The following is a 12606-nucleotide window of genomic DNA, read 5'->3' on the forward strand; positions in this document are numbered from 1 at the left end:
CCTAGTCGATCACGCAGCCGGGAGTGTCGAGAGCGACTTTCCTCACAGCTTCATAATAGCGTACATAACCTGTACAACGGCAAATATGCTCATTGAGGGCTTCTTCAATCGCATGTTCGAGTTGGTCTCGCTTCACTGGGTTTTTCTTCAGTTTATCAAGAAATACTGTCGCACCTGTGACGAAACCGGGAGCACAATAGCCACACTGGAATGAAAAGTTTTCGATGAAAGCTTGTTGAATTGGCGTTAACTCAACGACTTTGCCTTGTTCATCCAGTTTGGCTTGCCCTTCGATGGTAACAATATTTTTATTATTGAAATAATGGGCACCAAAGATACAAGTGCGGCTTTCAACCGTTGTGCCATCGGGCTGAATTTCCATAATGGTGCAAGCATGGCAGATCCCTTGGCCGCAACCAAAGTGAGTGCCGGTGAGGTCAAGGTATTCATGTAGAAACTCAATCATTGGCATCCCAACAGGGACATCAATAGGACCAATTTTTTGGCCGTTAATAGTCAGTGTGAGTGGCTTGCGCTCAATAATCGGAACGGCATTGTTGATTTTCATGAGAGTGCCTTTTTAATTTTATCTACCGTAATAGGGAATTCATAGAAACGCTTGCCTGTCGCATGGGTTAATGCGTTACTCGTCGCAGGTAAGATTGGGATCATACCCAGTTCAGCCATGCCTTTTGGTGGTGAAGTTTCTGATAGCGGAGGTAAGTAATCAATGGTTTGCTGCCAAACCGCAACATCTTTTGCTCGCGGCAGGACATAGCGATTAAAGTTCCATGTTCCGTTACCTGGCCCATCTTCATACAGTGGTAATTCTTCCATCAATGCGTGGCCAATACCCATCGCGGTCCCCCCTTGAATTTGGCCTGAAACCAATTCAGGGACAATCATCGTACCGGGGTCCATAATCATATGATGGCGCATGACATCGACCTCACCCGTCATGGTGTTGACATTGAGCTCGACTAGGCAAGAAGCGGGTGTGACCGTTGTTGGGTCCGCTTTTGCGCGTTGTGTTGGTGGGTAATAGGCAATTTTACGTTTAATAAAATGGTAACCGCCAGTGGTCATCTGTTTTTTCAGTTCCTGCGGCGCACCGTCACCATAACGAACGGATATTGCATCAAGAGGGAGGTTTTTCAAACCGACAGTTGGGATATCGAACTCTGCGCGAGCCCACTGCCAGCTTGAATAGCCATGAACAGCAACCCCGGTGATGAGTCCCATCTCATGGGCTCTTTTGGCTAAAATGTCAAAAGGAATGGGTTTCATTCCGCCGCCACCAATACCATCTGGCCCGACACGAATGTCTGCAAATTCAACATTTAAGCCGTTGAAAGCACCGCCACCAGGGCCTTCGCTCCAAATGCTTTTGGCTGCAGGCCATAGGGTATTTTCCAATAAGAAATGGCCCGCTTGGCGTGTACCAAACCCAATATAATAAACACCACTCGATGAACTCATGTCAGGGATCAGAGCAGGTGTCCAATAGGGATCCGTTTTTGACAGTTCGTCTTGTTTTTTCTGATCTGCCCAACTGGTTTTGAGTGGCAGTTCTGCAAATTCAGTTACCCCAAACTCAACCACATCAGGGGCTTTGCTGAGTGCTTGCCATACCATCACTTGCTGTGCGGTTGTACCACCGGTACCAATCTCTTGCATGCAATGGCGCATAGTGAGTTTACCATTGGTATCAAATTCAAGAGAAAGAATCGTAGGAACACCGCTAGAGCCATAAACTTGCTGCACTTGCGCAAAGCCAACACCATATAGCTTACCGGGGTTTTTCGCTTCATAATCAACTTTATTTTTCTCACGATCGACCCAAATCGGGTGCTTTTCCGCAAGATTTAACATTTCGACATTGCGTGGGTCACCGGCTATTACACCTCCTTGTGTATTTGGATAACCTTCTAAAATGGCATTACGGCGGCGCAGTTCAATCGGGTCAATATTGAGGTTATGAGCGATTTCATCGACCATCAATTCAGTGACTGCCATCGATTGTAAGGAACCAAAGCCACGCATTGAGCCCGCTTCGACAGCCGGAGTGGCCATGGCGAGAGCGGTAAGGTCAGATTTAGGGAAATAATAAATAGATTGGGCGCCACGTACCGCAACGTGTGATACGGCAACGGAGAGGTTTTCACGGCCGCCACCATTACAGTTATAAGTGCCTTTTAATACATCAAATTTGCCCGTTTTTTTATCACCAATGATGGTGACATCCATTTCAATGGAGTGGCGTTTCATTCCCATCTGGAATTGTTCATAACGGTCATTTGCCATGCGAACAGGCAAGCCATCAGCGTAGAAACTGGCGACCATGGAATAGAAAGGAAAAACCGAATAATCTTTTGAGCCATAACCGACGGTCGAACCAGTTAATAGCACAATGTTCTCGACGGAAAAATGTTTGTTGTGCTTCGATAACTCAGCAGCGGCGTTGACGACGCCTGCAGGAGACTGTGTCGCGGTTAAGATATGCAGTGTTTTGGTTTGAGCGTCATACCAAGTATTACAGTTATCAGGCTCCATTGCACAAGGGTCAATGGATTGTGAAAAACCATGGCGCTCAATCACAAACTTATCGGGATCCTGACGAGCGGCTGCGATTTCTTGCTCAATTTGCCGTGCGTAATCCATCGCTTTTTCTTGTTTATCAGGACTTTTTTCTGCCTGATGAAGGGCTTGAATAAAACCACCACCACGATCTTTACGGATCACTGGCGGAATAGAAATGGCGTGTTTTGGGTCATAAGGTGGCCAAATAGGCGTATTGCCATCGAATCCGCCTTTAATACCTGAATCTTGATAAGGAGAAAAGATAGAAGGTGAAAGCGGGGTGTCACCACCAATACGCACATATCGCGCTGCACCGTAGTTAGCGGGCGGTTTTGGCCCTGTCACCGTTCCATATTTTACGGTATTTGTCGCAAAGCGTAACATCCGCTGCGCTGCACTGTATTTATCGAAATCATGATAAATCAAGATAGCAACTGGGTGGCCAATAATTGGCGGGGTATCCCCTAGAGGCACTAGAATATTAGTGCCATAGAAGCCTTTTCCCATACTGGTGTCTTGAGGGATATTTAAGCCATCACGGATAAGGTCTTCTTGTAAAACAACTTTATCAGGCTGTAAATTTGGACCTAACATTGAAATATCAATGCCTTCAAAGGTTTTATCTGCCTCTGTTGCTTTTAACATAAAGGCATAGCTTTGTTTTTTAGGCCAGCCAGGAATGTCTTTAGCGCGGTAATCACGAGCAAAATTTTTACGGCCAGTGACCTTTTCAACGCCATCCCAGCGAAAACGTGCTTTACCATTTTGACCAATCCAATCAGTTGATGGAGAGTCAGAATCGAGCTCCATTGCTATCGCAAAAGGGAGTTTGCCGACCATCACTGCAATGCCCGCAATAGTGCCTAATTTGATAAAATTGCGTCTAGAAATATGTCCCGACATAGTGTGCTCCCTGATTATATTTTTAGGGTTTTTTATTATGAACAATGGAGATAAATAATACTTTTTAGCCATGCACTGTAAGATTGTTTTATTTCGATTAAATTGGCTCACAATTCGATGACTAATATCAGATAGCTCAGTAAGTTACATAAATAGTATGGGTATCTGTATTGATATATCAAGAACGAGTAAAGGGATTTAGACAAGAAAGTGAATAATACTGTTGGAGTCATCTTAATATGACAGTATTGAATAAAATAACTGAGTTTTATTCAAATGTAATTTATTTAAATGATAGTAGTTCTTATTAATGAATAATTAAATCAATATGTATTTTATTATATAAAGCATATTATTATATGGACATTAATTAGAGAATTAGCTGGCTCGTTAAATATTAACAAGCCAGATAGTTCATTTTTCGTCATTATTGACGCAAAGATTTAATCTGCTCCGGGGTGACATCCGCAGGTTGTCCTCCCCATTGAACGCGAAGGAAGTTCACTAAGTCGCTAATTTGTTGGTCATTTAGCTTATTGGCAAACCCGGGCATACTTTGCATGTTTTGGTTATTAGGGAATGGTTGTTCAGGCAAACCATCTAAAATCGCATTAATTAGGTTAGTGCTATCCGCATCACGCAATGTCGAATTTCCTTTCATTGCCACCGCCACATTCGGTTTACCGCTGCCATCATAGGAGTGGCAACCTGAGCAGGTTTCTAAATAAATTTGGCGTCCTTGAGCGTTACCTTCCCCCATTCTTAATGGCGAAGTTGCTGGTGGGTTATCGCCCATTAAATAGGTGGCTATAGCGCTATTATCCTCTGGGGTTAAATGTTGTGAACTCAGATAAATTACAGGGTGCATATCACTGTAGGCGGAACCTTGCGGAGCGAGCCCAGTCATGAAAAACTGCTGTAAATCTTCTTTTGTCCATCCTCGCTCTGCAAGCGCTTTTGGGGTAATATCCGGCGCCACAAAACGACCTAAAGCGCCGCCTTGCATAAAGTTATCTAAATCCATTTCACCCAGTTTTCCTCTTGGCGTATGGCATTCAGCACAATGCTCTAATACGTTAACTAAATACCGACCACGTAACCATTCAGGGGAGCTACCTTGTGAGCTATTCGGGAGTGGTTTATCATTAAAAAACAATAAATTCCAGCCAATCATGGCCATACGTTGGTTTAGTGGGAATGGCAATGAATTTTCAGGTGGCGCGACATCAACCGCTGGTTGGCTCATCAAATAACTGTAAATAGCGTCAGAATCTTCACGAGTGATCCCTTTGTAAGACGTATAAGGCATTGCCGGGTAAAGATTTTTACTCGGTGGAGAGATACCTTGGGTCAGTGCTTTATAAAAATCATCTTTTGTCCAGCGACCGATACCAAAATCGGCTGAAGGGGTTAAGTTACTGCTGTAGATAGTACCAAATGGGGTATCAAGTGGAAAACCACCGGCTAATGGCGCACCATCAGCACTGGTGTGGCACGCAGCGCAGTCACCGGCAAGGGTGAGATAACGGCCTCGCTCAATTTCCTGAGGTGTCGCTGTCACTTTTTGTACCGGGCCATCTAAGGTACGGCTTTCATACCAATACAGCACCGCCCAAACGATGATAGCGATGGCTATCAACCATAAAATAATTCGTTTGATCATTTTATTGCCTCCTTGATAAGACCAGGAGTCGCCAGAACAACGTCACGTACCGCTTCATAATAGCGTACATAGCCTGTGCAGCGGCAAATATGGTTATTTAGGGCTTGCTTGATAGCATCTTCTAAGTCCGCTTCTGCAATGGGGTTTCGCTGAAGTTCTTCAATAAACACGGTAGCCGCATTCACAAACCCTGGGGTACAGTAGCCACACTGAAAACTAAAATGTTCAACAAAAGCTTGCTGAACTGGGGATAATTTTACTTCCCCGTTTTCTTCTTTGGTGGCAGCCCCTTCGATAGTTCGAATGCTTTTATTATTGAAAAAATGCGCGCCAGTAATACAGGTGCGGATCTCTTCGCTGGTGCCGGATGGGTTATCTAAGATAACGACGCAAGCATGGCAGATCCCTTGGCCACAGCCTAGACGAGAACCCGTTAGGTCAACATATTCATGAAGGAAGTCGATCATCATGAGGCCTTCAGGCACGTCCATTGGTCCATACTGTTGGCCATTAATGGTTAAAGTGAGGGGAAGGAAATTTAGGCTCATGATATTACCTCTAAAATGTCTTTTGCGCGTACAGGCAAATGCAAGAAATGATGACCAGTTGCATCTGCAATGGCATTGACGATGGATGAAACCACCGGGATCATAACAACCTCAGCAACGCCTTTTGGTGGGTCTGTATCCGAAAGTCCTGGTAGGACTTCATTGGTTTGCTGCCAAACGGCAACGTCGCTGGCTAGAGGGAGATGATAACGGTTGAAGTTCCACGTCCCATTACCGGGACCATCTTCGTAGAGAGGTAAATATTCATGGAGGGCATGGCCGATCCCCATTGCTAAACCACCTTGAATTTGCCCTGAAACCAGTTGCGGCACGATAAGGTTACCGCACTCCACTACGCTATGGTGATTCAGCAATTCGACTTGTCCAGTTGCCTTATCAATGGATAGCTCACTCACGGTAGCGACTGCACTGTAGTAAGTGACTCCTGCATTATTTCTTTGTGTATCAGGGTAATAGGCTTTTTCACGGTGGCAAACTTGGTATTCTTTATCGGCAAATCGTAGTGATAGCCCATCAATCGGTAAACGGCGAGTTTCACCCTGAATAGGGAAATCGGCTTCAGCCCATTGCCAGCGGTTAAATACGTGGCACACTGCGCCAGTTACCCCGCCCATTGCAAAAGTGCGTTCAATTAAGCGCGGTAAGCTAAGCACCTCAAGCCCATCAGCCGTTAAGCCTTCAGCAACCCAACGTGCATCTTCACGGCGAACAACTAGAGGGGCAGCTTGTCCGCCACCAATGCCTTCTTGCCAAATTGACATGGCAGCGGGCCATAACCCATGCTCAAATATAATGCGTGCGGCTGCGTCTGTACTATGAGTAAAATAATAGGCTGAATTACTGGCGCTTGCCGGTGAGCAGTAATTCGGTGTCCATAATGGGTTTTGCGCGAGGTGATTTTGTTCATCTTGTGACATGGCAAACGGGTTACCTGTCGACACCATAGGTAAAATTGACCAATCTACAACCGAAAAATGAGCTTGTTCCGCAGGTTTTCCTAACCATTTAGCGCAAACCACCGATTGGGACGTGGACATGCCCGTACCAATTTCTGCACCACTATGGTAAATAGCAATTTTACCCTCAGGGGTAAGTTCTACACGAGCAAAGGAGGATTCCGCACCTGTCCCGAAGTCTTTTTGCACACAAGAAATCCCAGTACCAAATAGTTTACCGCTATTTTTTGCTTCAAAATCAGCTTTACGCTTGGTTCTGTCAGTCCACATTGGATGGGCAGCGCAGCGGGTTAACACTTCATCGGCACGAATTGCACCGCCAGGGATTGCCCCTTGGGTATTTTTCATCCCAGACTTGATGATATTTTTAAGACGGAACTCAATGGGGTCGGCTTTGAGTAGTTTTGCAGCTTCTTCCATCAACATATCGGTTGCTGCCATGGCTTGTAAGGTACCATAACCGCGGGCTGAACCCGCATCCACGGCTCGTGATGCAATACCGACCGCAGATAAATCACTACGCGGAATGTAATAGATAGCTTGGGCGCCTGTTGCGCCAACCATGACAACGGAAGGTGTAAAATTACAGCGGCCACCGCCATCACCAATAAAAGACGCTGAAAGGGCTTCGATTTTCTGTGTTTTCTTATTCACCGCTAAGGTGTAATCCATATCAAAAGCATGGCGTTTGATGGTGGATTGAAATTGTTCATAGCGGTCATTAGCCAGACGAATAGGAACTCCGTCACCATATAACGTTGCCATCGCACCATAATACGGGAATGGGGTATGGTCTTTAGAACCATAACCAACTGTAAAACAAGGGTGTAGGAAAATTTGTTTAATTGGGAAATGCGATTTTGCCAGCATCTCGGGTAATGATTCCGCCACTTCCTGAGGGGACTGCGTAGGAATAACCAGATGGAATGACTGTGTTTTGGCGTCGTACCAACCGTTAGCGTTATCAGGCTCTAAGGCAGCAGTATCAATCGATTGAGAAAAGTATTTTCGTTTGATTACGAGCCAGTCTTCTGGCGGATTTTCCAACTGTTTGGCGAGTTCATCAGCATATAGCATGCCTTGTTGATCTAATTTCCCACCTTCACGGCCTTCTGGCCAAACGGGCAAGTGTTTTTTCATGCCAATAGGGGAGATTGGCATATCTTTTAGGCTTGAGTAAATATCAGGATCATAAGGATTTTCATTGCCAATTCGCACGCCACGGTAGCTTCCCCATGGGTCCCGTTCCAGTGGGCCGGTAAATGCACCGTATTGGATAACATCGTCACGGAATTTTAGGGTTTCTTTGGCAAAGCGGAATTTAGCAAAATCATGGTAAATCAATAATGCAACGGCTTGGCCAAGGTAAGCGGGGGTTTTCCCTTCCGGAAGCAATAAATCATCGCCATAAAATTCAGGGAAAGCGACACCATCTTTTTCTAAGTCGCTCGCGGTTACGATGCGGTCAGGCATGAGGCCATCTTTCAGCAGATCAAGATTAAAGCCTTGGTAAATTTTATCGGCTTGAGTTACGCGTAGTAAAAATGTATGACCTTGCTGTTTTGGCCAGTGAGGAATATCGCGTGCGCGAATGTCTCTGGCAAAGACTTTCTCCCCTTGGACTTTGGCAAACCCATCAATACGAAATTTGATTTGTTTATCGACTGGATTCCAGTCAGGAGATTGAAGGATTTTTTCTTCGAATAGCACATCAAAAGCACGGCTATACAAAGGGGCTAAATAAACAGATATTCCCGCTATAACGGCACATTTTAGAAAGTGTCTGCGGGAGAGTTCGACATTGCTTTTGCTCATAATACACCCTTACACTTATTTTTATTACATCGGTATTTTTATTTTTATAGTCATATCGAAAAAATTATTTGTATCACGTTAATATTATACTTCTCTTAATAATTTTCAAATTAATGATAGGTAGTTCTTGTGATCTTACTGAATATACTTTATTTATGAGATACGCAATCAGTATATCGATTTAGAATAAAAACCATGAATATTTGTATTTTGATATTGGCAGCAGGAAAAAGTGAGCGTTTTCAAAACGCTGGAGGTAAAGGCAGTAAATTAAATTTTGGGCTAGGGAAAAGCACGGTATTTGAAAAAACACTTTTTAATTCAATAGATAGCGGAATTCCTATTCATGTAGTAACTCGGCCTGAGAATGAAGGCGTCATTAATAATTGTTTACAATTTAATATTCCATACTCATTGATAAATAGTACTGGGTTAGGTGATTCAATCGCATTTGGTGTTAAAAATACTTCAAATTTAGATGGGTGGATAATTCATTTAGCAGATATGCCATACATCAATAGTAGATTATTTATACGTATAGCAAATGAATTAAAACAACATACGTTAGTACGGCCAGTATATAATAGTTTACCGGGGCATCCAGTGGGAATATCTGCAAAATATTATTCAGATTTAATTAAATTGTCCGGCGATGAAGGGGCAAAATCAATATTACAGGATAATTTTGTCTATAAACTGGACATAAATGATGAAAATGTTGTGAAAGATATTGATTATCCAAGTGTTGATAACGAATAAGGGATGAATATGTTGCGTGAAGATGTTTTTGTTATCTCTCAAGCCGTTGCTTGGATAAAAGAGCAACCAATTTGGTTATGTACCGTATTAAATACCTATGGTTCTTCGCCGAGAAGCCCGGGTTCTTTGTTGGTTGCAAAACAGGACGGTCAATATATAGGTTCACTTTCTGGTGGATGTATTGAAGAGGATTTTATTCAGCGCATAAAAAATAATAATTATGTGAGTAGTAGCCAAGTTGTTCGCTATGGAAGAGGCGGGATTGAGACTAAAGTTAATTTACCGTGTGATGGTAGTTTAGATGTTTTGATTGAATATCTACCAAATAATGAAAAATCACTTAATTATCTCGTTGAGATCCAAAATGCGTTATTAGGTTATTCTGCCATTATCAAAAAAGTTCTATTGCCGCAGAGTGGTGAAATTCATATAGCTAATAAGTCAGAACAACCAACACAGATAGAACGTGATGGCGATAAAATTCAGTTATACATTGCGGCTCCTCCTCGCCTAATCATTGCAGGTATTTCCACTGTGGGGGCTTATTGCGCTAATTTTGCGTTAACATTGGGTTTTGAGGTCATTATTTGCGATCACCGAGAAGAAGAAATAGCGCGGTTTGCACCACAAATTCCATCTCAAGTTGAGGTTATTTCTTTATTTCCCGCCCGCTATTTAGAAGAACAGGGTTGCTCTCCAAATACTGCCATTGTTTCCTTAACCCATGATCCCCGTATTGATGATTTAACACTGATGGAGTCGGTTAATACAGATGCTTTTTACATTGGTGCAATGGGGTCAGTAAGAACTAGTGCTCGCCGTCGTGAACGGCTTATAGCATCCGGTGGGATGACGGAAGAGGAAATAGAACGCATTCATGCTCCGATTGGTATTCCAATTGGTAGTAAAACACCGCCAGAAATTGCTTTAGCGATAATGGCCGACATTGTTGCTTATAAAAATGGCGTGATCTCATCAGAGATCACATGTAAAACGAAAAAGTTAGTGAGTATAAATTAAATACAATGTAATTTTATTTCTAATAGCTCACGCCATTTTAGATGGCGGAGCTAGCTACAAACAATATAGTTAGTATGTAGAAGTAATAGCTTCTCCCATTTTTACTAAATACTTTGATGCGTCATACCTGTCTGTCATTATTTCAATGTAAGCTGCGCTATCGAGAGTTTCAATATGTTGTAAGGCATCATTGAGTTCATCGCAGGTTGCTACTTTTTGGCAATACCAATCATCGCACCCAAATGCCGAAGGCAGTTGTGCATAATTCCATTGAGTAACATCGTTATAATAATATTCAGGTTCTTTACAAAATAGTCGTTCGATAAGGTAGCCGTCGTTATTTAGAACAAAAATAATAGGCTTAAGCCCAAATCGTGAAAATTGACTAATTTCTTGTATTGTTAATTGGTGAGCACCTTCACCAGTTATTAAAATAAGACGGCTGGAGGGAGATGCTAAAGCTGCTCCTAATGCAGCAGGAGTGGCCCAGCCAATTGATCCCCATAAAGATTGAGAATGAAATGATGCCCCCTTAGGTAAAAGTGCAAATGATAAGCCCATGGTAAATGTTCCTGTATCACCAAATATAATATCGTTAGGCTTGAGCATTTTTTCTAAACGAGGGTATAAGAATGTTTCCGTTATTTCTTGTGTTTTTGAACTTATTGGTGTACCAAGTGATTGTGCTTTAGGGTAATTATTATGATAAAAATAATAATTAGAAGTTGATATCAATTTATCTTTTAACGATGAGATGACATCCTTCATATAAATCTCATCGTAGCGTTGGCCACTAATCACAACGTAATTATCCATAATGTGTATTATGTTTCCCTCTTCAATATTAGAGGTGTAACAAGCAGTATTAAAATCTGACATTATAGTGCCGATATTTAAAACACAATCACAGTTTTCTACAAATGAAGTCACTTGTGGATTGATGAACTCCCCCGCATACATTCCAATATATTGTGTATTAGTTTCATCTAAAACACTCTTATCCATATAAAAGGTTGTATAGGGAATATTGGTTTTTTCGATAATAGTTTGTAAGCTTTTTTGTAATCCTAAACGTAGAGATATTGACCCTGCTAATAAACAGGGTTGCTGGCTATTTATTAATTTATTTAAGATGAGATGGATAATGTTTTTTAGTGTTTCTGGATTGGTTTTTGGTATTAATGGAACCGTATTATGAGGTGACTTAACCACAGTTTTTACAGCATAATCAGCAGGTAATCCAAAATAAACTGGGCGACGCTCGTGTAAGGCACAAGTGATTAATCGCTCTGTTTCTTCAATACAATTTTCTGGGGTTATAATGGCATGGGCGCAGACAATATGCTGGCTCATTTTATAGAAAACATCATAATCACCATCACCTAAAGAATGATGGTTAATTAGACGTTTTTTCTTTGATTGGCTTGGTGGCATTCCGACAAGATGAAATATCGGTAACCTTTCTGCATAGGAACCCGCTATTGCGTTGAGTGCGCTTAATTCGCCAACGCCAAATGTGGTTGATAATGCAGCGGCACCTTTTATTCGAGCATAGCCATCAGCGGCATAGGCTGCATTTAGTTCGTTACAATTACCAATCCAACGCTGTCGAGAACTAGCACAAACAGCGTCATTAATAGGAAATGAATAATCACCAGGAACACCAAAAATATCTTCAATGCCTAAGTCATATAACTTCGATAAAATATATTCAATCACGGTTTCTTTCATTTAGTCTCTCCAGTTAATAATTATTTTTTCTTCATTTATAATTTTTTATTAGCTATTTATTTTTATTGAAATTGATTTGATAATAGTTAAGGAGGGTGAAAATGAAAGTCTTTATTTTATAATAAGTCTAACGAAATTGATTAAATTCATTATTTAATCGGATATTATAAAATCAAATAGAAGATTAAATTGGTAGAGTAATAAAAAGCAGTCAGCCTCACTGCTTTTTTATATTTAAAATATCACTAAACAGAGATCAACGCTGAGCCGCAATCACCATAATTTCAACAAGGACTTGCTCTCGAGCCATATTTGCTTCAACTGCTGCGCGGGCTGGGCTATTTTCCACAGGCATCCAATTTTCCCATACTGCATTAAAGGCCGAGAAATCTCTCGCCATATTTTTAATCCAAACTTGAGCAGATAAAATTTGTGTTTTATTACTGTTGCTGGCTGCTAATAACGTATCAATTTTAGCTAAAACATCTTCAGTTTGCTGGGTAATATCACCTGTTAGGTCATTAGGTACTTGCCCTGATAAATAAACTATCCCTGCATATTCAACACTGTCAGCTAAGCGTGGTTTCGGGTTGTTACGTTTGATGGACAT

Annotated in this window: 9 protein-coding genes; 2 read left to right on the plus strand and 7 right to left on the minus strand. The window is 42.0% G+C overall.

What is annotated here, in order from left to right; translation table 11 throughout:
- Position 1: 1 nt before the first annotated feature.
- The 5 genes from FVA69_RS04990 to FVA69_RS05010 form a co-directional block, all read right to left on the minus strand.
- On the minus strand, positions 2-568 hold the full coding sequence (locus tag FVA69_RS04990; RefSeq protein ID WP_004260707.1) for a (2Fe-2S)-binding protein: 567 nt from the start codon (positions 566-568) through the stop codon (positions 2-4).
- A complete protein-coding gene (locus FVA69_RS04995) occupies positions 565-3483 on the minus strand; it encodes a xanthine dehydrogenase family protein molybdopterin-binding subunit (protein ID WP_115166762.1) in 2919 nt (972 codons plus the stop codon). Before FVA69_RS04995 ends, FVA69_RS04990 begins: the two co-directional genes overlap by 4 nt.
- A 427-nt stretch (positions 3484-3910) precedes the next feature.
- Positions 3911-5146, minus strand: a complete 1236-nt coding sequence (locus FVA69_RS05000; RefSeq protein WP_004913853.1) for a c-type cytochrome — start codon at positions 5144-5146, stop codon at positions 3911-3913.
- Positions 5143-5694 carry a (2Fe-2S)-binding protein gene (locus FVA69_RS05005; protein ID WP_109912018.1) on the minus strand — a complete coding sequence of 184 codons (552 nt, stop codon included), beginning with the start codon at positions 5692-5694 and terminating at the stop codon, positions 5143-5145. Before FVA69_RS05005 ends, FVA69_RS05000 begins: the two co-directional genes overlap by 4 nt.
- Positions 5691-8486: a xanthine dehydrogenase family protein molybdopterin-binding subunit gene (locus FVA69_RS05010; RefSeq protein WP_164528489.1), complete on the minus strand. Its 2796-nt coding sequence runs from the start codon at positions 8484-8486 to the stop codon at positions 5691-5693. Before FVA69_RS05010 ends, FVA69_RS05005 begins: the two co-directional genes overlap by 4 nt.
- 195 nt (positions 8487-8681) lie before the next feature.
- Here FVA69_RS05010 and FVA69_RS05015 point away from each other — a divergent pair, with 195 nt between their 5' ends.
- Together FVA69_RS05015 and FVA69_RS05020 are read left to right on the plus strand one after the other, a co-directional pair.
- Positions 8682-9245 (plus strand): nucleotidyltransferase family protein, encoded by a 564-nt coding sequence (locus FVA69_RS05015; protein ID WP_004913840.1) that lies wholly within the window; start codon positions 8682-8684, stop codon positions 9243-9245.
- Between the two features lie 9 nt (positions 9246-9254).
- Positions 9255-10265, plus strand: coding sequence for an XdhC family protein (locus tag FVA69_RS05020; protein ID WP_109912020.1), 1011 nt, complete (start codon positions 9255-9257; stop codon positions 10263-10265).
- Between the two features lie 69 nt (positions 10266-10334).
- On the opposite strand, the gene FVA69_RS05025 is transcribed toward FVA69_RS05020, so the two are convergent.
- On the minus strand, positions 10335-11996 hold the full coding sequence (locus tag FVA69_RS05025; protein WP_164528490.1) for an alpha-keto acid decarboxylase family protein: 1662 nt from the start codon (positions 11994-11996) through the stop codon (positions 10335-10337).
- Between the two features lie 256 nt (positions 11997-12252).
- A complete protein-coding gene (locus FVA69_RS05030; protein ID WP_004913831.1) occupies positions 12253-12606 on the minus strand; it encodes a RidA family protein in 354 nt (117 codons plus the stop codon).

The organism is Providencia sp. PROV004 (genome assembly GCF_011045615.1).
In the GTDB taxonomy this organism is placed as follows: Bacteria; Pseudomonadota; Gammaproteobacteria; order Enterobacterales; family Enterobacteriaceae; genus Providencia; species Providencia rettgeri.